The organism is Streptomyces sp. 351MFTsu5.1, assembly GCF_000383655.1.
GTDB lineage: Bacteria > Actinomycetota > Actinomycetes > Streptomycetales > Streptomycetaceae > Streptomyces > Streptomyces griseorubiginosus.
In genome coordinates this window covers 507,939-528,793 of the sequence record NZ_KB911778.1, presented here as the reverse complement: position 1 = coordinate 528,793, position 20,855 = coordinate 507,939, and the positions used below count along the sequence as shown (strand labels likewise).

Genomic DNA, 20,855 nt, shown 5'->3' with positions numbered 1-20,855 from the left:
CGGCGCCCCCGTCCGTCAGGGCGCGTACCGGGCCTGTACGGCCTTCCGGTCCAGCCCGCCCTTGGCGGTGTACGGCAACGCGGTGACCACCTCCAGCCGGTCCGGCACCTCGAACGGGGCCAGCCGGTCCCGGCAGTACCGCAGGATCTCCTCCCGCCCGGCGCCCTCGCCCGCCCGCACCACCACGGCCGCCCCCACCCGCTGCCCGTACACCGCGTCCGGTACCGCGAACACCGCCGCGTCCGCGACCCCCGGGCACCCGGCGAGGACGTCCTCGACATGCTCGGGCGAGATCTTCTCGCCGCCCCGGTTGATGAGGTTCTTGATCCGCCCGGTCAGCGACAGATAGCCGTCCTCGTCCAGCGCCCCCAGATCACCGGTGCGCAGCCACCCGCCCACGAACGTCCGGGCCGACTCCTCGCCGTCGTCCAGATACCCCCGGGCGACCGTGGGCCCCTGCACCCACACCTCGCCCTCGACACCCGCCGGACAAGGACGCCCGCTCCCGTCGACGATCCGTACCACGACCCCGGTCGGCCGGCCCGCCGACCCCTGCCGCAGGGCTCCCCGCTGCGGCAGCGGTTCGCTGGTCGCCTGGTGCGAGGACTCGGTCATCCCGTACGCGGACAGCAGCGGTGCCCCGAAGGTCCGCTCCAGCGCCCGCTGGGTCGCCGTGTTGAGGGGCGCGCTGCAACTGCGCACGAACTTCAGCGGCGTTGCCTGCGGACCCGGGTGGTCACGCTCCGAGCGTTCGAGGAGGATCTCGTGGATCGCCGGCACCGCCGTGAACCAGGTGGCGCCCGCCGCCCGCATGTCGTCCCAGAACGTGCCCGCCGAGAACCGCCCCCGCTCCGGCAGCAGCACACAGCCCCCGCTGGCCAGGGAGGACAGCAGCGCCGCGAACAGCCCGTGGCCGTGGAAGAACGGCATCACCGCCACCGTGGCGTCCTCGGGCCCCAACTCGTAGCCGGAGCAGATGTTCCGGACGGAGGCCGCCACGTTGGCGTGGGTCAGCGGGACCATCTTCGCCCGGGCGGTGGTCCCGGCGGTGAACAGCACGAGAGCGTCCCGCTCCGACAACTCGGCCGAGGCCGGCGTGCCTTGATGTTCCCCGCACGCAGAGGCATTCAGGACGACCGTCGCCGTACCGGCAGCACCGGAGACGTCCACCCGCAACGGCCACACGGGCACCGGCAGCACGAGGGCACCGGACACCGTCGTATCGCACATGACGGCCCGAGCACCCAACCCTGCTACCCGTGCGGCGAGTTGGGCTTCCGGAAGGGCAGGGTCCAGGGGAGCGGTCACCAGCCCGGCCCGCGCCGCGCCGAGCAGCCCCGCCACGAACTCGGCCGTGTTGGCACAGACCAGTCCCACGGCGTCCCCGGGGCGCAGCCCCGCGTCGCCGAGCCGGGCGGCCACGTCGTCGGCGAGGGCCGCGAGCGCCCGGTACGACAGCTGCACGCGCTCACCGGTCACCACGAGGGCCCCGGCCGAGGGGCGTTCACGCACCTGCCGGTCGAGGAGATCGGCGAGACCGGCGACCTCCGGAGGCCGGTACCGGTTCGCGTCGCGCACGGATGCCGCGGCCGGAACGGCCATGACCCCACCCCCTCGCACTGCTTCGACGAAACATCCTCTGCGAGCGTGCGGTGGCCCCCGGTGCGCGTCCAATACCCGCTGGCGAACGCCCGATAGCGGCTGTCTATCAAGGGAGTTGCCAGGCCCCCCCACCAGCCCTCGATAGACGCCGTTTATCGGCTGGTCGCCGATGGGTCTTGGACGCGGGCGAGCGCGCTGCGGATGGTGAGAGAAGTAGCCGCTCCGGCAGGACCTGCCCAAGGAGGACCTCGGACCATGACCGCTCCCTCGACCGTGGAGACCGCGGCAGCAGCCGACGTTCCGACCGAGCTCACCGACGGGTACCACCTGGTCGTCGACGCGCTCAAGATGAACGACGTCGACACCATCTACGGGGTGGTCGGCATCCCGATCACCGACCTGGCCCGGCTCGCCCAGGCGCAGGGCATCCGCTACATCGGCTTCCGGCACGAGAGCAACGCCGGACACGCGGCCGCCATCGCCGGCTACCTCAACAAGAAGCCCGGCGTGGCCCTCACCGTCTCGGCCCCCGGCTTCCTCAACGGCCTGGTCGCCCTCGCGAACGCCACCACCAACTGCTTCCCCATGGTGCAGATCTCCGGCTCCAGCGAGCGCCACCTCGTCGACCTGAAGCAGGGCGACTACGAGGAGATGGACCAACTCGCCGCCGCACAGCCCTTCGTGAAGGCCGCCTACCGGGTGAGCCGGGTGGAGGACATCGGCCGCGGCATCGCGCGCGCCCTGCGCACCGCGATCTCCGGGCGCCCCGGCGGTGTCTATCTCGACATCCCCGCCGCGGTGCTCGGCGCCATCATGCCCAAGGCCGAGGGCGACCGCACGCTGAGCCGGCTCGTCGACCCCGCCCCGCGCCAGCTCCCGGCACCCGAGGCCGTGGACCGCGCGATCGAGCTGCTGGCCTCCGCCGAACGCCCGCTGATCGTGCTGGGCAAGGGCGCCGCGTATGCCCAAGCCGACGCGAAGGTACGGCAGTTCGTCGAGTCCACCGGCATCCCCTACGTACCGATGTCCATGGCGAAGGGCCTGCTGCCCGACGACCACCCGCAGTCGGCCGCGACCGCCCGTTCGCTCGCGCTGAAGAAGGCCGACGTCGTGATGCTGATCGGCGCCCGCCTCAACTGGCTGCTGGGCCACGGCCGGGCGGGCTGGAACCCGGACGCCAAGTTCGTCCAGATCGACATCGACCCCAAGGAGATGGACAGCAACCAGCCCATCTCCGCACCGCTCGTCGGCGACATCGAGTCGGTGCTCGACGCGCTCGCCGAACGCACCAAGCCCGGCCAGATCACGGCCCCTTCGGCCTGGCGCGAGGAGCTCGGGGCGCGCTCGGCGCAGAACGTCGCGAAGATGGCCGCGCGGCTGGAGGCCGACCCGCACCCCATGCAGTTCATGGGCGCCCTGAAGGCCGTACGGGACGTCGTGCGCGCGCACCCGGAGACGTACATCGTCAACGAGGGCGCCAACGCCCTGGACATCGCGCGCAACGTCATCGACATGCATGTCCCGCGCCACCGTCTCGACAGCGGCACCTGGGGTGTGATGGGCATCGGCATGGGCTACGCCATCGCCGCGGCCGTCGAGAGCGGGGCACCGGTCGTCGCCGTCGAGGGGGACAGCGCCTTCGGGTTCAGCGGCATCGAGATCGAGACGATCTGCCGCTACAAGCTTCCCGTCGTCACCGTGATCATGAACAACGGCGGTGTCTACCGCGGCGACGACACCAACCCGTACGACGACGCGCCCTCGCCCACGACCCTCATGTCGGCGGCCCGCCACGACCTGCTCATCGAGGCGTTCGGTGGCAAGGGCTACCGGGCCACCACGCCCGCCGAGGTCACCGCCGCCCTCACCGAGGCACTCGCCTCCGGTGGCCCGGCACTCATCGACTGTGTGATCGACCCCTCGGCCGGCACCGAGAGCGGCCACATCTCGCACCTCAACCCCAAGGGCATCACCGTCGGCAACATCACGCCGGCCAAGAAGTGACCACGCAACTTCACGAAAAGGAAGCACACATGAGTGAAAAGCCGCTCGCCGGAATCAAGGTGATCGACTTCACCGGGGTCCAGGCCGGTCCCGCCTGCACGCAGATGCTCGCCTGGTTCGGCGCCGACGTCCTGAAGGTGGAGCGCCCCAACGGGGGCGATGTGACGCGCCGTCAGCTGCGGGACATCGAGGACCTGGACGCGCTCTACTTCACGATGCTCAACAGCAACAAGCGTTCCCTCGCCATCAACACCAAGACCGCCGAGGGCAAGGAGGTCCTGGAGAAGCTCATCAAGGACGCCGACGTCCTGGTGGAGAACTTCGCCCCGGGCGCCCTGGACCGCATGGGCTTCACCTGGGAGCGCATCCAGGAGCTCAACCCGCGCCTGATCTTCGGCTCGGTCAAGGGCTTCAACGACCAGTCGTCCTGGAACGACCTCAAGGTCTACGAGAACGTCGCCCAGTGCGCGGGCGGCGCCGCCTCCACCACCGGCTTCTGGGACGGCCCGCCCACCATCTCCGGCGCCGCCATCGGTGACACCAACACCGGGATGCACCTGGCGATCGGCATCCTCACCGCGATCATCGACCGCGGGAAGACGGGTCGCGGCCAGAAGGTTTCCGTCTCCATGCAGGACGCCGTCCTCAACCTCTGCCGGGTCAAACTGCGCGACCAGCAGCGCCTGGAGCGGGTCGGCTACCTGGAGGAGTACCCGCAGTACCCGAACGGCGAGTTCACCGACGTGGTGCCGCGGGGCGGCAACGCGGGCGGCGGCGGCCAGCCCGGCTGGGTCCTCAAGTGCAAGGGCTGGGAGGACGACCCGAACGCGTACATCTACTTCACCGTCCAGGAGCAGAACTGGAAGCGCACCGCCGAGGTGATCGGCCACCCCGAGTGGGCCGAGGACCCGGAGTACGCCACCGCGCGCGCCCGTCAGTCGCACATCTTCGAGATCTTCGAGGAGATCGAGAAGTGGCTCGCGGACAAGACCAAGTACGAGGCGGTGAACATCCTGCGCGAGTGGGAGGTGCCCTGCGCCCCCGTGATGAGCATGAAGGAGATCGCCTACGACGAGGACCTGCGCAGGAGCGGCACGGTCGTCGAGGTCGAGCAGAAGGGCCGCGGCACGTATCTGACCGTCGGCAGCCCGGTGAAGTTCTCCGGGTTCAAGCCGGAGATCGTCGGCGCCCCGCTGCTGGGTGAGCACAGCTCGGAGGTGCTGGTCGAGCTGGGCTACGACGAGGAGACGATCGGCCGCCTCAAGGAGAGCGGCGTCATCGTCTGAGCAGGACGCCGAAGGGGCCGTGACCTCCGGGTCACGGCCCCTTCGCGGTGGTCCGGCGCTCAGACCGACGCGTCGGCCCGTCGCCGCATCAGCTCCCGCTCCCGCTCGCGCCGTGCGGTGACGTCCCGGATGACCGCACCGCAGTAGCTGCTGCCGTCGGGCCCGGCCAGCAGCACCACGCTGAACTCGATGGACAGCTTGCGGCCGTCCGCGGCCAGCGCCGGCACGTTCAGCAGATCCGCGTCCCCGTACTTGCTGTACCCGCGCTCCATGGCGGCGTCGAAGCCCTCCTGGTGCCGCTTGCGGTGCCGCTCCGGGATGATGACGTCCAGACTGCGCCCCGCCACGTCGGCCGCGGGGAACCCGAAGATGCGCTCCGCACCCCGGTTCCAGTAACGGATCAGACCTTCGCTGTCGGTGATCACTATGCCGTCGGGCGCCTGGGCTGCCATACCCAGCACCACCGCGGAATCCAGATCTTCCATGTCGCCTCCGAGTCGGGGCCGCGAGAGTGTCAATAGTATACAGAATACTGTCGCCAGAGCCTCTGACGGGACGGATATGCAGGTGAAGGGCACTCCGAAAGCTTGGTATTGTTGTCCATGTCGCCGCGGGGAACACCCCCGTCAAGGCGGCAGACACCTGGTCCGGGTGGCGGAATGGCAGACGCGCTAGCTTGAGGTGCTAGTGCCCTTTATCGGGCGTGGGGGTTCAAGTCCCCCCTCGGACACCAATGAAGACCCCACAGCTGTGGGGTCTTCCGCGTTGTCCGCCTATGACGTGGCGGGCGGCCCCTGGAACGAGCCACCGGAGATGTCTCGCGCCTGGACGACCGGTGCGTGGAACGTCCCGCCGCTGATGTGGTTGCTCACGCCCGTGGCGGCCGTCCGTCGGGCCTGCTCCCACCAGTCCTCCAACGCGCGGCGGAAGTCCGCGTCCAGTGCTGCCCTGACCGCCAGGGCGGTGCTCAGCGCATGCGCTCGATGGCCGTCGGTCGGTGCCTGTGCGAGGGCGACGAGTTCGGCTTCGCCCGAACTCACGGCGGGCATCTCTTCGGCATGTGCCGTTGTGGCGCCTCGGCGGAACGGACGTTGAACGAGCGCCACCAGACCGTCCCATGCCTGCCGCCCAGCCTCTCCGCCCAGTCCTCCGGCCCACGCCGCGAGCAGGGCCACCGATATAGGATCCATGAGTGGACTCCCTGTCCTCTGGAGGGGTGGGCGGAGGGTGGTGCGGCGACGGAAAGAACGGTCATCGCCGCACCCGGGACTTACTCAGGCGCGAGAGGTCGTGACTGTTCCGCTTGGAATGCAGATCGTCGTTCCGAGCGCGAAGGTGGAGAATCCGATCAGGACTGCGGCCGCGCCGAGCAGGGCGACCTTTACGGTCTTGCCTTTGGGCATTCTTCGTTCTGCTCCGTTTGCTGGTCAGTGGGCAGACTGTCCGTCTGTCCGTGCAGGAACGTGAATACAGCCTGGGCGGGGATCATGGCAAGTCATGAGGCTTTCTCCCGTGAGGGACTATTCGGTGGGCTCTCTGTCTGGTAAACGGCCTGCACCGACGACAGGCTTTCCCGTACTCGCGCTGCTTCGTGTTCCGCGCCGACCCGGTCCGAGACCTCGACGCCTTCGGTGAGGTGCGCGATGGCCGACGCCTGGCGGCCGAGACGGTGTTCGGCGAGCCCCAGCGCGTGCAGGGCCTGTGCCTCCTCGTGGGCGGCGCCCACGCTTCTGGCGAGGTCCAGAGCATGCTGCTGACGGGTGGCCGCTTCCCCGAAGCGCCGTGCGTCGTAGAGGGCCCTGCCCATGGCGTGCAGGGTCTGCGAGGCGTTGCGGCGGTCACCGAGGCGACGGAAGGTCGCGAGGGAGTCGTCGAAGAGGTCCAGCATGCGAGCCAGATCGTCGGGTGATTTCATCGTGCTGGCCAGATTCACCTGGGCAATGGCACGCTCCGAGGGGGCTCCCGACTCCCTCAGGATTTCGAGTGTTTCCTCGAGCAAGCGGCGAGCATGCTGTGGATCACCCTTGCGGAGAAAAAGGTCGGAGAGGTTGTTGAGGACATGCGCGTATTCGCGCGTGTCTGCAGCGCTCTGGAAATCTGCGAGCGCTGTGTCGAAGTATTGCTGGGACTCCTCGAAATTTCCCAGGTACAGCTGGGTGATTCCGAGGTTGTTGCGCGCGCGGCCCAGCTGCCAGGGATCGCCGGACAGGAGGCGCTTGCGCAGCGTCTCACGCTGGAATTCGAGAGCCTCGGAAAGCCGGCCCAGATTCCAGTGAAGGACGCCGAGCCGGTGCAGGGCCTCGGCCTCCGCATCGGCCGCGTCGAGGTGCCTGGCACCCGCCAGTGCCTGGCGCAGTACCCTGTGCGCTTCCTCGTAGCGGCCGCCCTGCGACAGTGCGTTGCCGAGGTCGATCGACGCGTGGACCGTTCGCTGCCGCGCCCCGGCGGCCTGCCAGTGCTGTACCGCGGCGGCGTGGATGCGCTGCGCCTCGGCGGAGTGTCCTTCGTCGTCGAGGAAGGCGGCCAGGGCGCTCGCGAGCAGGGCGGCCTGTCGCGGGTGCCCGCCCGTGCGGCAGTGACGTTCGGCGGCGAGCAGCGCAGAGCGCTCCGCGGACAGCCATTTTCGGGCTGCCAACGGGTTCTCCCAAGGGGGAAGTTGGTGTTCGGACAGGGTGGCGGGACGGTCCGGTCGCAGGCGCCGAGGGTAGATCATTCGGTCTGCTGAATCGGATGCCTGTACATAGAAATCGATCAGTCGGCCGACCGCCTCGTCGCGTGCTGGTTCCGGATCTTCGGACAGGGTGAGGGCGCGCGCGTATTCGCCGAGGAGATCATGCAAGGCGAATCGTTCGGGCGCGGGTTCACGGACCAGGTGCGCGTCGAGCAGACCCTCCAGAGAATCCTCTGCTCTCGTCACCGGAAGACCGGCCAGGGCCGCTGCGCCGTACACGTCTATATCGGCTCCGAAGCGCAGGCCCAGGAATCGGAAAACTGTTTGTTCCTCGATCTTGAGTGTGCGGTACGAGATGTCGAACGCCCGGCCGATCTCTCCGCGGGTGCCGTCCCGGATTTCCTTCAACCGGCCCTGTCCGTGGGTGAGTCGGCGCAGGAGGTGGGCTGTCGTCCAGGAGGGCCTGGAGGCCAGCCGTCCCGCGGCGAGTTCCACGGCCAGGGGCAGATGGCCGGCAAGCCGGACGATGTCCGCCACCTCGTTGTCCCGCCGGGTGCGCTCCTTTCCCGCGACGGCCCGGAACAGCGCGATGGCGTCCTGGGGCGGAAGGACGTCCAGCTGGATCGAGCGGATGCCGGGCAGGCCGGTGAGCCTGCGACGGCTCGTCACGATGATCAGGGACTGTGAAGCGCCTGGCAGAAGGGGGCGGAGCTGTTCGGGACCGGCGACGTCGTCGAGGACGACGACGGCACGGCGGTTGGCGAGCAGGCCGCGCCACAGGGCGACCAGGCCCTCATGGTCGTGCGGGATCGCCGACGCGGGGAGTCCGAAGGCGCGGATCAACGCGGTGAGCGCGGCCTCGGCGGTGAGCGGGGACGACTCGAAGGCGTGGGCGTTCAGATCGAGGTGGACGGCGCCGTCCGGAAAGTGCGGCGCCAAGCGCCTGGCGGCGTGCAGAGCGATCAGGGTCTTGCCCACCCCGGCCATGCCCGAGACGCTCTGGAGCGCGATCACCGAGGTCGCCGACCCGGTGGTGGCATTGCGCAGGATGGTGGCCAACTCCTCTTCCCGGCCCACCAGTTCGCCATGACCGGGCAACGTCTGCGGGGCGGACACCGCGGACTCGGCGCGCGGGAGCAGGGCCTGGACGGGGGCGCCGTCGAGGATGAGCCGCTGTAATCGGGCCAGATCCTCGCCGGGGTCCGCGCCGAGTTCTTCCCGCAGGCGGCGTCGCACCGAGTCGTAGACGCGCAGTGCGTCGGCCTGGCGGCCGCAGCCGTAGGAGGCGGTCATGAGCCGGGCGGCGATCAACTCGTCGGTCGGGCGTTCCGCCAGCAGGGCGGTGAGGTCGGGCACGAGGTCGGCGAAGTGGCCATGGCGCAGTTCGACGGCGGTGCGGATCAGCTGCGCCGGCAGTCTGCGCTCCGTGAGCAGGCCGCGGACGTGCTCCGCCCACTGTCCCGGAAGCCCTGCCAGCGGTTCTCCCCGCCAGAGCTCCTCGGCCTCGGCCAGCAGCCGGAGTGCCTCGGTGTCGTTGCCGCCGTCACTGAGCAGGCGGGCTTGGGCGATCAGACTCTGGAAGCGGTGAGAGTCCACGTGGTCGGCGTCGAGATCGAGCGTGTAGGTGTGGGCCTGCTGAACGAGCCGCTCGCCGGCGCCGAGCAGGCGCAGACGGCGACGGATCCTGGCCACGTAGGCATGCAGACTCGCGTTCGGCCGGCTGGGTGGGGTGTCGTCCCACAGCCGGTGGACGAGAGTGTCGAGAGAGACCGGACGGCCCGCGTCGTGTGCGAGGGCTGCGAGGAGCAGGCGTTCCTTGGCCGAGCCGAGCGCATCGGCATGCCCGCCCGCGCGAAGTTGGACCGGGCCGAGTACGAGAATCTCCCACTCCACCAGTGCCTCCGTCCAGCGGTCGGGCGTGCGCTCGGTGAAAGCAAGAGTCGCATGTGGTCAATAATGTTCAAATACGAAATCTACTTGGACCTAATGTTGGCTAATTCCTTCTGATTGCGCCGCTAACCGGACTCCGTCGGTCTTGGGGGCGGGAGGTCCGGGGTAGGACGCGGGGGCACCGGCGCTGGGACGAGGGGGGAATGCCGCGCATGAACGAGGTGACGGCCGCGGAATTACCGGCCGCATTGACGGCGGTTTTCGGGCGCCCCGAGACGGGGTGGACACTCGTCCGGCTCGTGGAGGAGGGCTTGCCGGCCGCGCTCATCGACTCCGCGCGGGAGCTGATGCGCCACTGCGCGACGGCTCCACAGGACGTCACGGCCGTAAGGGAGTTGGCCGACCTGCTGGTGCGGCAGGCGCAACTCCGGCCTGCCTTCGCCGAACGGCTGGGGGGCTGGGTCCGGGACACCCTCGGCGGCAGGACCTCCGACCGACACGACCATGTGGCGAACAGCATCGGAGCGTCGGCCACCGTGGATGGGCCGGTGGTCCAGGCACGCGACATCTCCGGAGGGGTGCACTTTCACCCGGCGCTCCCGCAGACGGCAGGCGAGACCCCGGTTGTGCCCCGTCAACTGCCGCCCGTGCCCGGACACTTCATCAATCGGCATGACGAGCTGGCGCGACTGGACCATCTCGCGGACACCTGGCGAGACAGTCCCGTCGTCGCCGTTGTGAGCGGACCAGCGGGCGTCGGGAAGACCACCCTGGCCAGGCGCTGGCTGCTGGCAAGAGCCGGCTCCTTTCCCGACGGACAGTTGTATGCAGACCTGCGTGGCCACTCGTCCGAAGGCCCCGCCCGCCCCGGCGATGTGCTCGGGAACCTGCTGCGCTCCCTGGGGCGCACGGAAGTGCCCACGGAACTCGACGAACGAGCTGCCATGTGGCGCTCGCTCACCGCCGATGCCCGGATCGCCCTGCTCCTCGACAACGCCCTCAGCGCTGCCCAGGTCCGTCCTCTGCTGCCCGGATCGGTCGGCGCGGTCACCGCGGTGACCAGCCGGAACCGGCTCTCCGGTCTGGGCCTCGAGGGCGCCGCCTTCGTCCCTCTGAACGTGCTGGCGACCAGGGATGCCGTGGAACTGCTCAGCCGCAGACTAGGTGCCGAGCGGGTACGCCGGGAACCTGAGGCCGCACGGGCCATGGCGCGTGCCTGTGCGAACCTGCCGCTCGCCGTCTGTGTGGCCGGCGCGCGCCTGGCGACACGGCCGCGCCAGCCGTTGGCGGCAATGGCGAGGGCGCTGAGCGACGGAGCGGGAAACCGACCCCTGGACGCCCTTCGTGTGGGACGTGAATCCGCAGTGCGGGCCGCCCTCCAGGAGTCGTACCGCCTCCTTGCTCGCGAACCGGCAGCCGCCTACCGCCGATTGAGCCTTCTGCCGTTCACCGTGTTCTCACCGCCCGTCGCGGCGGCCGTCTGCGGAACGGATCCCGAGGAGGCGGACCGTCTGCTCGACGAGCTCGCCGAGGCGAATCTGGTGGAGGACCTCGGACCGGATCCACGGACCGGGCTCGACCGTTACCGCTTCCATGACCTGCTTCGGGCCCACGCCAGGGAATGCGCCGGCGAGGCCGAGACCGAGACGGCCGTCTCCGACGCTCTGCGTAGAGTCGTCGATTTCCATCTCTCCTCCGCCACGGCTGCCGAAGCCCTGCTGACCCCCGGCCATCGCACCCTGGGCCGTGACTACACCGGTCCGCCGGTGCCTCCGCCGTTCGCCGATCCCTCCGGCGCACTGCACTGGCTCGACGCGGAACGCGATCACCTGATGGCCGTGCTGCGCACCGCCGCGGATCGTGGCTGGCACCGGTCCGCCTGGCAACTCGCCGACGCCATGTGGCCGTTGTTCCTGCGCCTGCGACCCTACGAGCTGTGGATCGAGGCGCATGAGATCGGCCTCGCGGCAGCCCTCCGCTCGGGTGACCGGGACGGCATCAGCCGCATGCTGACCTCGGGCGGCGCTGGTCTGCGCAATGTGGGCCGTCTGGAGGAGGCTCTGTCCTGGTTCCGGCAGGCGCGGGAGCTGGCCCGCGAGGAGATGCCCCACCACTCTGCGGGCGAGGCGCTGACCGTGGCCCGTCGCAACGAGGCCCAGGCGTTGCACGGACTGGGCCAGACCTACCGGCTGGCGGGGCGGTTGGCGGAGGCGCGCTCCCACTTCACCGCAGCCCTGGCGCTGCGGGAGGAGATCGGTTACAGGCGCGGCGCGGCCCTGACGCGGCTCAGCCTTGGCGACACGGCTCTGGCGGACGGCCGGCCCGACGAAGCCGTACGACAACTCGAGCGTGCCCGTGCAGAGTTGAGCGACGTCGACGATCCCTACGACGCGGCCCGGGCGCTGGCTCTCCTCGGCCGGGCGCTGGCCGGCCGAGACGGCACCCGGCACGAGGCCGCCGACCGGGTGCTGTTGCAGGCCCTCGCCGAGTTCGAGGAGGCCGGTTCGGTGCACTGGCAAGGACATGTCCTGGAGATGCTCGGCGAGGCGGCCGAAGGGCGGGGCGACATCGAGCGGGCCAGGGACTGGTACACCCGGTCCCTGGCCCGCTACCGCCCGGTCAGCGACAGGGACAGGGACCGGCTGGAGAGTCGTATGCGCGCCCTTGACTGAGCCCGGCCCTTGGAGCGCCGGACATTGCAGACTGCGGAGGTGAGCGCCGTACAAAAGCGTGGAGGCCGCCGTCCGGTCGGGGGACCAGCACCAGGACGGCGCCCGGGTAGCGACGCAGCACCAGCGCGGACAGCCGCAGCGCTGCCGTGAGGGGCAAGGGGCGAGTGCCGTACAGCACGTCGGCGCACTCCCGCCAGACCTCTTCCACGTCACCGTCCAGGGCGACGACGAGGAGGTCACTCATGCCGGCACCCGGTTCCGGCCCGCGCCCCACAACGGCGCCGGGATCGGCACCAGAGGCAGCGACGGCTCGCAGGCGGGCTCGCCCAGTCCGAGCAGGCGGTACATGAGACGACGGGTGTGGTGCCCCGAGCGTCCGGGCTCCGAGGAGATGCGGCGCGCGATCCGGTCGTACTGGGTGGCCGGGCGCGCGGCGCGAGCGTACCGGAGCTGTTCCAGGAGCGGGTGGGACGGGCTCAACGCCGGTGCCAGGGCCGCAAGTTCTGCTCCCGGCGAGTCCGGGTCGACGTCGTCCGCGGGAAAGCGCGCGAACAGGAGAGCCGCCCGGGTGAGAGTCGAGTACAGCGTCACGGATCCGTGGTCACCCATGACCCAGTCGGCAGCGATGACCAGGGACCGCCAGTCCATGTCGGGCGGTACGACCGCGATGCCCCGCTCCTCGGCCGCCGCCAGCCAGGATCGCACCTGCCAGATTCCGTGCCAGGACCAGACGTTGGGGTGGACCAGGACCGCGATCCGGTACTCGTCGCCCGGGAGCTCGGTCAGCAACCTGGGCAGCAGGGTGTCGAGCCGGTTGAAGGCCGACCCGATGCCCCAGGTGGAGGAGACCAGCACGAGCTTCTGCCCGGGCCGCACACCCAATGCGGCCCGGTACCGATGGCGCAGCGGCAGGCTCGCCACGATCCGGTCGTACGTGGCGTCGCCGACCACCTTCGCGACCGGTAGCGCCTCCGGGCAGCAACGGCGCAGCCTGGCCAGGTCGTCCCGATGGGCGAGGGCCAACGCCCGGGGGACCACCCGTCCGTCACGTACGAGGTAGCGCCTGCCCAGCCCGCCCGCCGTGCGTGCCGCTTCCGGATCGCGGCCGTCGGTGAGCCGCGACAGCTTCATGTGGCCTGCCCCGTGAGGCAGTCGCAGCAGCGGGCCGTGCACCCTGTGCATCCCTTGGGAGCCGGCGGCCAGCACCAGGTCGAACCGCATGCCCAGCGCCTGCTCCCAGGGCAGCACACTGCCGTCGGGCAAGGGCCCGGGTACTGCGCGGGCGGCTCCAGCGTTGAATGCGTGCGGTGCGATGGTGAAGTACACCTGCAGCCGCAGGTCGGCGGTGAGCAGCGGCAGCACGTCTCCCAGCCGTCGGCCGTACACCTCGGTGTGGACGACGACCAGGACACGCTTGCAGCCGGGTAGCGTCAGCCATTGCGCCCTGTCGGTCCCCAAGCCGGTCGCGTCGGTTCTTGGTGTGTTCTCGGTGTCGTGCTTCATCGCTACCCCCGTTGTCGAGTGAGCGTGGATCCCTTCGGTGCGGGGGTGCCCGTGAGCTGCGTCGGAAGCCTTGCCATCGCCTTGACGGATCCTTGCAGCGCAGGTGAGGGCCTTCCGGGGCGGAGCGGCGGTGAATATCAGTTGACTCGGTGACCGCGCGGCGGGCTCAATACCCGGCATGGCCGACATCCAGGGCACCTACGACGACCTGTTCTCCGCCGTCCCCAACGGGCTGGCGGCGCTGCTCGACGAGGGGGACGTCGGCGGCTCGGTGGCCGTCTTCGTGGACGGTGAACCCGTGGTGGATGTGTGGGGCGGCTTCGCCGACGCCGGCCGGACCGTGCCGTGGGCCCACGACACGATCACCAACGTGTTCTCCACGACCAAGACGATGACGGCCCTGTGCGCGCTGATCCTCGCCGACCGCGGAGCACTCGACCTGGACGCCTCGGTCGCCCGGTACTGGCCGGAGTTCGCCGCCGCGGGCAAGGAGAAGGTGCTGGTGCGGCACGTGCTCTCGCACACCGCGGGACTGCCCCACTGGGAGGGGCCGGTCGAGGAGCTGTACGACTGGCAGGCCGCCACCGCACGGCTGGCCGCCCAACCGCTTCTGTGGGAGCCCGGCACCGCCGCCGGATACCACTCCGCCACCCAGGGCTTCCTGATCGGCGAGGTCCTGCGCCGGATCACCGGACGGACCGTGGGGGAGTTCCTCGCCGACGAGGTGACGGGCCCGCTCGGCGCCGACTTCCACATCGGGCTCCCCGCCGCACACGACCACCGGGTCGCCCTCACCGTCCCCCCGCCCGGCCGGGACGAGGACTACACCGCGGGCGCCGCCACCCCCGGCCCCGACGCGACACCCGGCTCCGCCACCGCCCTGCGCGTCCGCGACGGCAACAGCGTGGCCTGGCGGCGCGCCCAGATCCCCGCCGCGAGCGGCTTCGGCAACGCCCGCTCCATCGCCCTCGTGCAGTCCGCGCTCGCCTGCTCGGGAGCGGTCGGCGGCGTACGGCTGTTGTCGGCGGCGGGCGCCGCGCGGGCCACGGAGGAGCAGTTCAGCGGCGAGGACCGCGTGATCGGCATGACCCAGCGGTACGGCCTCGGCTACGGACTCTTCGGCACCAACTTCGGCTGGGGCGGCTGGGGCGGCTCGCTCGTCATGATCGACCCGGAGGCCCGCATGGTGGTGGCGTACGCGACCGACCAGATGCGCGAACCCGCCCAGGACACCCGGGGGTTGGGCCTCGTCATGGCCGCCTACGACGGTCTCCAGGGCCTGCGCCGCTGACCGCGAAAACCCGGTGCGCCGACCCGGCCGACTCCCTACACTCGCCATCACCAGGAACGATCACCAGGGACGACGAGTGAGGGGAGTACGGCCATGTGCGTGCGCACAGCTCTCGCCGTTCCCCGAACGTCGTACGACGTGATCCTCGTGTCCCCGCCCCTCCGGTGCCCGCTGCGCGGCCGGCACCGGACGCCCGTCACGCCTGTCTGAACGGCTCTCTCACCGCCGTGGCACGTCTTTCTGACGTGCCGTCATGTCGTACGGGTCATCGCGCCGCCCTGTCACCACAGCACCGAAAGGCCACGGGCCGTGCGCACCAACCACCTCAACCCGCTCTCCGTCGTCCGCAATCTCGGCGTCCTCGCCCACGTCGACGCCGGCAAGACCACCGTCACCGAGCGGATCCTGTTCGCCACCGGGACCACCCACAAGCGCGGCGAGGTCCATGACGGCACGACCGTCACCGACTTCGACCCGCAGGAACGGGACCGCGGGATCACCATCTTCGCGGCCGCCGTCAGCTGCGCGTGGGACGGGCACCGCCTCAACCTGATCGACACTCCGGGCCATGTCGACTTCGCCGACGAGGTGGAGCGCTCGCTCAGGGTGCTCGACGGGGCGATCGCGGTGTTCGACGCGGTCGCGGGCGTGGAGCCGCAGAGCGAGTCGGTGTGGCGGCAGGCCGACCGGCACGGCGTGCCGAGGATCGCGTTCGTCAACAAGCTGGACCGGGCGGGCGCCGACCTCGACACGGCCGTGGAGTCGATCCGGCGGCGGCTGCACCCGGCCCCGCTGGTCGTGCAGTTGCCCATCGGCCGCGAGGACGGCTTCACCGGGGTCGTCGATCTCGTCGGGATGCGGGCGCTGACCTGGACCGACGGCGGCCCGGTCGAGGAAGGGCCGGTACCGGGCGGGCTGCACGAGGAGGCGCTCGGCCGACGCCGGGTCCTGGAGGAGGCCGTCGCCGAACGGCACCCGGCCGCGCTGGAGGAGTTCTGCGACCGCGAGACCCTCTCCGCGGACACCCTCACCGCCGCACTGCGGGACCTCACCCGCAGCGGCGACGGCGTGGTCGTCCTGTGCGGTTCGGCCTACCGCGACCGCGGGATCGAGCCGCTGCTGGACGCGGTGGTGGCGTACCTGCCGTCGCCGCTGGACGTGCCCGCCGTACGCGGTGAGCAGGGCGAGGAACGGCCCTGCGACCCGGCGGCGCCCCTCGCGGCCCTGGCGTTCAAGGTGAACGCAGGGCCGACGGGACGGCTGACGTACGTCCGCGTGTACTCGGGAACGATCGAGAAGGGAGCCACCGTGTGGGACGCGGGCGCGCGGCGCACAGAACGCGTCGGACGGATCCTGCGGGTCCGGGCCGACCGGCACGCCCCGCTGGAACGGGCGGTCGCCGGCGACATCGTCGCTCTGGTCGGGCTGAAGTCGGCCCGCGCGGGCTCGACGCTGTGCGCGCCGGACGCCCCGCTGGTACTGGAACCGCCGAGCGCGGCCGAACCGGTGGTGTCCGTGGCGGTCGAACCCCAACGGTCCGTCGACACCGACCGGTTGGCCTCGGCGCTCGCCCGGCTGGCCGAGGAGGACCCCTCGCTCGTCGTCCGCACCGACGCCGAGACCGGCCAGACGCTGCTGTCCGGCATGGGGGAACTGCATCTGGAGGTGGCGGTGGAGAAGGTACGGCGTGAGCACGGGCTCGGTCTCAACGTCGGCCGCCCGAGGGTGAGTCACCGCGAGACGGTCGGACGCGGGGTGTCCGGGCTGGTCTTCCGGCACGTCAAACAGGACGGCGGGGCCGGGCAGTTCGCACACGTGGTGCTCGACGTCGAACCGGCCGAGGAGGGCTTCGAGTTCCGCTCGGCCGTCGTCGGCGGGCGCGTTCCGCAGGAGTACGTCCGCGCGGTCGAGGCCGGCTGCCGGGACGCCCTGGCCGAGGGCCCCCTCGGCGGGCACCCGGTGACCGGGCTGCGCGTCACCCTCACCGACGGGGCGACCCATGTGAAGGACTCCTCGGACACGGCCTTCCGCACGGCGGGCCGGCTCGGTCTCCGGGAGGCCCTGCGGGCCTGCGCGATGGTCCTGCTCGAACCGGTCGTCGAGGTCACGGTCACTGTGCCCGAGGACGCCGTCGGAGCGGTCCTCGGCGACCTCGCCGCGCGCCGCGGCCGGGTCTCGGGCTCGGTCACGCGCGGTGGTTCGGCTGTCGTCACGGCCACCGTGCCGCTGGCCGAACTCTTCGGCTACGCGACGAGGTTGCGCAGCCGGTCGCAGGGCCGCGGCACGTTCACGGCCAGGCCGACGGGGTATGCCCCGGCGCCGGCCGAGACGGCGGTCCGGCGGTAGCGAAGGAATGGCCCTCCCGTACCGGGGAGGGCCACTCCTCACGTCGGGGCCGGTTCAGCAGTCCCTGAACTCCGGCGACTGGTTCAGCACCTGCGAGCGCACCGACGTGAAGCGGGCGTACGTCTCACCCGTGGCCGACTCCGGGCGGAACGCCGCCACCCGGTGGCAGTTCTGGAAGGCCAGGACCACGCCGAAATGGCGCTCCAGGCTGCCGCGGATGGCGTCGCTTGCGAGGGCGCGCAGGAGCTGGCCGCGCTCCTGCTCGGACGGGGGAGGGGTCTGGTTGTCGGTGAACTCGGCGATGCCGCCCTTGAGTCGGCCGGCGAGGCCGGCGATCAGGTCGTAGGCGTAGGGGAGGGAGGTGCGGACGGTGTCCACGAAGTCCTCCTCGCGGACGGTGCCCTGTTCGGCTTCGGCGAGGAGCTTCGGGGAGACGTCGAGAGACATGCGCTGCGGTTCCTGTTCTGTCGGGGGACGGGGTCAGATGAGGGAGGCGGGGCCCGGTACGAAGTCCGGGTCCACCTGTGAGGCCAGGTCGAGGCCGGTCGCCGCGTTCGCCCAGGCGCGGGCGTTGCGGAGGTGGAACTCGACCGCGTGCCCGTGGAGGGCGGCCCAGTCGCGGGGGTGGGCGTCGACCGTGTCGCGCAGGACCGACAGGGCATGCCGGTTGTGGGGTTCCAGTGACTCCAGGCCGCCCTCCGCGCGGCCCTGTTCGGCCGCCCGCACCCAGGGCGACTGGACCAGGTGGGTCACCAGGTCGTCACCGACGTGCTCCTTGAGGAAGAGCAGGTCGTCCTCGCCGGTCACCTTGTTGCCGACCACGGCGATCCGGATACCGAACTCCCGTGCGTGGTCCCGGTACTGGCGGTGGACCGAGACGCCCTTGCGGGTGGGTTCGGCGACGAGGAAGGTCACGTCGAAGCGGGTGAAGAGGCCGGAGGCGAACGCGTCCGCGCCCGCCGTCATGTCGACGACGACGTACTCGCCGGGGCCGTCGACCAGGTGGTTGAGGTAGAGCTCCACCCCGGCCAGCTTGGAGTGGTAGCAGGCCACCCCCAGGTCGCTCTCGTCGAACTCGCCCGTCACCATCAGCGGGACGTCACCCACCCGCCGGACGTGCCGGGCGTGCAACTCGTCGTCGCCCAGCAGGCGCAGCAGACGTGAACCGCGGCCCGGCGGAGTCGTCTTGACCATCGCCTCGCGCGAGGTGATGCGCGGATTGGTGCCGCGCAGGAGGTCCTTGATGCCGGCCACGTGTGCGCCCAGGGGAGGGGCGCCCAGGGAGGCCGGGTCGCCGTCGTGGCCGAGCGCCTCGGCGAGGTGCTGGTTGATGTCGCCGTCCACGGCCAGCACCGGTGCGCCGGACCGGGCCAGGTGACGGCAGAAGAGCGCCGACAGGGTGGTCTTGCCGCTGCCGCCCTTGCCGACGAACGCGATGCGCACTACCGCTCCATCTTTTTGAAAATGGATGTCATGTTGCTAGGTTCTATGGCGTCCGTTCGATCACTGTCAAATCGCCCCGCGATCAAGCTGGAAGGCTTAATGCATATGATGTGCAAGTGCGTAACTACAGCATCAGGGCCGCGGGCCCGGACGACCTCGACGGTGCGCGAGCCGTGATGCTCGACACCGTCTACCGCGACTTCGGAACCGGATACGTGCCCCGCTGGCACGGCGACATCGTCGACCCGGCCGCCGCCTACCTGGCCCCCGCCCGCCACACCCTCCTCGTCGCCCTCGACCCGAACGACCGCCGGACCGTCGTGGCCACCGCCGCCCTCGACTCCCGCGGCCCCGCCCACCCGCCGAACCCGCGCCGACTCGCCGAGCGCTACCCCTCGGGCGAGACCGCGCAGCTGCGCCGGATCTACGTCCGCCCCGAGCACCGCAGGCGCGGCCTCGCCCGGCGCATGGTCGCCGAGCTGCTCGCCTTCGCGGCCGCCGACGGCGGCTACCGCTCCGTCTACCTGCACACCGACCCGGCCGTCCCCGGCGCCGAACCCTTCTGGCGCTCCCTCGGCAAGGTCGTCCACGACGAACGCGAGACCACGGGCGGCGTCAGCAACGTCGTCCACTTCGAGATACCGATGGGGCGATAGAACCACCATGCGACGCCGACACCTGCTGGGCTCCCTGCTGCTCGCCCCCGTCCTCACCGCCTGCTTCGCCTCCGCGGGCGGCGACTCCTCCGGCCAGGGAGACGACGGCTCACGCCTGCGCGTCGCCCTCGCCTTCCCGCCCACCGAGAACCTCTCGCCGTACGGCGCCGACGCCACCCTCCTCAGCCGCCTCGGCGTCACCGAGGGCCTGACCGCCCTCGACGCCAACGGCGCCGCCGCCCCCGCGCTCGCCGAGTCCTGGCGCCGCGAGAACGACCGCAGTTGGCTGTTCACCCTGCGCGAGGCCACCTTCCAGGACGGCTCCGAGGTCACCCCGGCCGCGGTCGCCGCCGCCCTCACCCACGCCACCGGGGCCAGGCCCGCCCCGGCCGCGCTCGCGGGCGTGACGCTGAAAGCAGAGGCGGCGGGGGACGCCGTACGCGTCACCACGAGGACGGCCGACCCGGTGCTGCCGCTGCGACTGTCCAGCCCCAACCTCGCAGTGCTCGCCCCCAAGGCCTACACCGGCGCGGACGTCGACCCGGTCGGCACCGCCACCGGACCCTTCGAGCTGACCAGGGTCACCGGCTCCAGCTCCGCCGCCCTCGACCGCTTCGACGACTACTGGGGCGGCCGCGCCCAGGCCTCCGGCGTCGACGCCCGCTTCGTCGCCGACGGCACCGCCCGCGCCAACGCCCTGCGCACCGGCCAGGTCGACATCGCCGAGGCGATCCCCGTCGCCCAGGCCGCCGCCCTCGACAGGGCCACCCTCAGGGAGACCGCGACCACCCGCACCACCAGCCTCCAACTCAACACGGAATCCGGCCCGTTCAAGGACCCCGAGCTGCGCGCCGCCGCCCGCGAGGCCGTCGAAGGCTCCGCACTCGTCAAGGGCGTCTTCGAGGGGTACGCCGATCCCGGCGCCGGCATCTACGGACCGGCCGTGACCTGGGCCGAGGGCAAGCGCGTCCAGCCCACCGGACGGGCCGCCGCCGCGCGTCCTAACGGCACCGCGATCACCCTCGCCACCTACGACAACCGCCCCGAACTCCCCGAGGTCGCCCAGGTCCTCCAACAGCAGCTCCAGAAGGCCGGGTTCAAGGTCAGCCTTCAGGTGCGCGAGTACTCACGGCTCGAAAGCGACGCGCTCGGCGGGAAGTTCGACGCGTTCGTCGGAGCCCGCAACAGCCTCGTCGACACCGGCGACCCGGTCGGCGTCCTCGCGAGCGACTACACCTGCGACGGCGGCTACAACCTCGCCCAGCTGTGCGACAAGAAGGTCGACAAGGCGGTCGCCGCCGCCGACCTCGTGTCCGACACCGGTGAACGCCAGGAGGCGGCCCTGCGCGCCGAGGCGGCGATCCTCGGCACCGACGCCGTGGTCCCGCTGGCCCACCAGAGCATCATCGTCGGCGTCGGCACCGACGTGCGGGGGGTGCGCCTCGACCCGTACGAGCGCACCCTGGTCGGCACCGGAACGCGACGCTGATC

The 20,855-nt window shown here is 70.9% G+C and carries 15 protein-coding genes and 1 tRNA gene; 8 read left to right on the top strand and 8 right to left on the bottom strand.

The genetic code is table 11. The annotated features are described in order from the left end of the window. Nucleotides 1-15: 15 nt before the first annotated feature. Entirely contained in the window at nucleotides 16-1,602 is a 1,587-nt protein-coding gene (locus tag H295_RS0111985) for a FadD7 family fatty acid--CoA ligase (RefSeq protein WP_020135604.1), read from the bottom strand. Between the two features lie 255 nt (nucleotides 1,603-1,857). Between H295_RS0111985 and oxc the strand changes: the two genes are divergently transcribed. Both oxc and frc read left to right on the top strand, forming a co-directional pair. Next, a complete protein-coding gene (gene oxc, locus H295_RS0111980) occupies nucleotides 1,858-3,606 on the top strand; it encodes an oxalyl-CoA decarboxylase (protein WP_020135603.1) in 1,749 nt (582 codons plus the stop codon). Nucleotides 3,607-3,635: 29 nt separating this feature from the next. Further along, nucleotides 3,636-4,892 (top strand): formyl-CoA transferase, encoded by a 1,257-nt coding sequence (gene frc, locus H295_RS0111975; RefSeq protein WP_020135602.1) that lies wholly within the window; start codon nucleotides 3,636-3,638, stop codon nucleotides 4,890-4,892. Nucleotides 4,893-4,951: 59 nt separating this feature from the next. Here frc and H295_RS0111970 read toward each other — a convergent pair whose 3' ends face one another. Then, a complete protein-coding gene (locus tag H295_RS0111970; RefSeq protein ID WP_020135601.1) occupies nucleotides 4,952-5,377 on the bottom strand; it encodes a PAS domain S-box protein in 426 nt (141 codons plus the stop codon). A gap of 160 nt (nucleotides 5,378-5,537) precedes the next feature. Here H295_RS0111970 and H295_RS0111965 point away from each other — a divergent pair. Next, nucleotides 5,538-5,625, top strand: a tRNA-Leu gene (locus tag H295_RS0111965). A gap of 40 nt (nucleotides 5,626-5,665) precedes the next feature. On the opposite strand, the gene H295_RS48570 is transcribed toward H295_RS0111965, so the two are convergent. The 3 genes from H295_RS48570 to H295_RS0111955 form a co-directional block, all read right to left on the bottom strand. Then, complete coding sequence (locus H295_RS48570) at nucleotides 5,666-5,932, bottom strand: hypothetical protein (protein ID WP_324606057.1); 267 nt, start codon at nucleotides 5,930-5,932, stop codon at nucleotides 5,666-5,668. Nucleotides 5,933-6,166: 234 nt separating this feature from the next. Beyond that, complete coding sequence (locus tag H295_RS48375; RefSeq protein WP_267974090.1) at nucleotides 6,167-6,295, bottom strand: hypothetical protein; 129 nt, start codon at nucleotides 6,293-6,295, stop codon at nucleotides 6,167-6,169. Nucleotides 6,296-6,387: 92 nt separating this feature from the next. Further along, nucleotides 6,388-9,456: an AfsR/SARP family transcriptional regulator gene (locus H295_RS0111955; protein ID WP_020135599.1), complete on the bottom strand. Its 3,069-nt coding sequence runs from the start codon at nucleotides 9,454-9,456 to the stop codon at nucleotides 6,388-6,390. Between the two features lie 209 nt (nucleotides 9,457-9,665). On the opposite strand from H295_RS0111955, the gene H295_RS0111950 reads away from it, so the two are divergent. After that, complete coding sequence (locus H295_RS0111950; RefSeq protein ID WP_234021592.1) at nucleotides 9,666-12,125, top strand: ATP-binding protein; 2,460 nt, start codon at nucleotides 9,666-9,668, stop codon at nucleotides 12,123-12,125. Nucleotides 12,126-12,365: 240 nt separating this feature from the next. On the opposite strand, the gene H295_RS0111945 is transcribed toward H295_RS0111950, so the two are convergent. After that, a complete protein-coding gene (locus tag H295_RS0111945) occupies nucleotides 12,366-13,628 on the bottom strand; it encodes a hypothetical protein (protein WP_020135597.1) in 1,263 nt (420 codons plus the stop codon). 178 nt (nucleotides 13,629-13,806) lie between these two features. Between H295_RS0111945 and H295_RS0111940 the strand changes: the two genes are divergently transcribed. Both H295_RS0111940 and fusA read left to right on the top strand, forming a co-directional pair. Beyond that, the gene (locus tag H295_RS0111940) at nucleotides 13,807-14,919 is read left to right on the top strand and encodes an EstA family serine hydrolase (protein WP_020135596.1); all 1,113 of its coding nucleotides are present in this window, start codon (nucleotides 13,807-13,809) and stop codon (nucleotides 14,917-14,919) included. A 309-nt stretch (nucleotides 14,920-15,228) separates the two neighbouring features. Further along, complete coding sequence (fusA, locus tag H295_RS0111935; RefSeq protein WP_020135595.1) at nucleotides 15,229-17,265, top strand: elongation factor G; 2,037 nt, start codon at nucleotides 15,229-15,231, stop codon at nucleotides 17,263-17,265. A 54-nt stretch (nucleotides 17,266-17,319) separates the two neighbouring features. Here fusA and H295_RS0111930 read toward each other — a convergent pair whose 3' ends face one another. After that, a complete protein-coding gene (locus tag H295_RS0111930) occupies nucleotides 17,320-17,712 on the bottom strand; it encodes an SCO5389 family protein (RefSeq protein ID WP_020135594.1) in 393 nt (130 codons plus the stop codon). A 33-nt stretch (nucleotides 17,713-17,745) separates the two neighbouring features. Then, nucleotides 17,746-18,708 (bottom strand): ATP-binding protein, encoded by a 963-nt coding sequence (locus H295_RS0111925; RefSeq protein WP_020135593.1) that lies wholly within the window; start codon nucleotides 18,706-18,708, stop codon nucleotides 17,746-17,748. A 116-nt stretch (nucleotides 18,709-18,824) separates the two neighbouring features. On the opposite strand from H295_RS0111925, the gene H295_RS0111920 reads away from it, so the two are divergent. Together H295_RS0111920 and H295_RS0111915 are read left to right on the top strand one after the other, a co-directional pair. After that, nucleotides 18,825-19,364, top strand: a complete 540-nt coding sequence (locus H295_RS0111920) for a GNAT family N-acetyltransferase (protein ID WP_020135592.1) — start codon at nucleotides 18,825-18,827, stop codon at nucleotides 19,362-19,364. A 7-nt stretch (nucleotides 19,365-19,371) separates the two neighbouring features. After that, nucleotides 19,372-20,853 (top strand): ABC transporter substrate-binding protein, encoded by a 1,482-nt coding sequence (locus tag H295_RS0111915; protein WP_020135591.1) that lies wholly within the window; start codon nucleotides 19,372-19,374, stop codon nucleotides 20,851-20,853. The last annotated feature ends 2 nt before the right edge of the window (nucleotides 20,854-20,855 follow it).

Bases quoted from the DNA above. Each gene is read 5' to 3' on its own strand.
- H295_RS0111985 (WP_020135604.1), bottom strand. From the start codon at position 1,602: ATGGCCGTTCCGGCCGCGGCATCCGTGCGCGACGCGAACCGGTACCGG.
- frc (WP_020135602.1), top strand. From the start codon at position 3,636: ATGAGTGAAAAGCCGCTCGCCGGAATCAAGGTGATCGACTTCACCGGG.
- oxc (WP_020135603.1), top strand. From the start codon at position 1,858: ATGACCGCTCCCTCGACCGTGGAGACCGCGGCAGCAGCCGACGTTCCG.
- H295_RS0111915 (WP_020135591.1), top strand. From the start codon at position 19,372: ATGCGACGCCGACACCTGCTGGGCTCCCTGCTGCTCGCCCCCGTCCTC.
- H295_RS48375 (WP_267974090.1), bottom strand. From the start codon at position 6,295: ATGCCCAAAGGCAAGACCGTAAAGGTCGCCCTGCTCGGCGCGGCCGCA.
- H295_RS0111970 (WP_020135601.1), bottom strand. From the start codon at position 5,377: ATGGAAGATCTGGATTCCGCGGTGGTGCTGGGTATGGCAGCCCAGGCG.
- H295_RS0111945 (WP_020135597.1), bottom strand. From the start codon at position 13,628: ATGAAGCACGACACCGAGAACACACCAAGAACCGACGCGACCGGCTTG.
- H295_RS0111940 (WP_020135596.1), top strand. From the start codon at position 13,807: ATGGCCGACATCCAGGGCACCTACGACGACCTGTTCTCCGCCGTCCCC.
- H295_RS0111930 (WP_020135594.1), bottom strand. From the start codon at position 17,712: ATGTCTCTCGACGTCTCCCCGAAGCTCCTCGCCGAAGCCGAACAGGGC.
- H295_RS0111950 (WP_234021592.1), top strand. From the start codon at position 9,666: ATGAACGAGGTGACGGCCGCGGAATTACCGGCCGCATTGACGGCGGTT.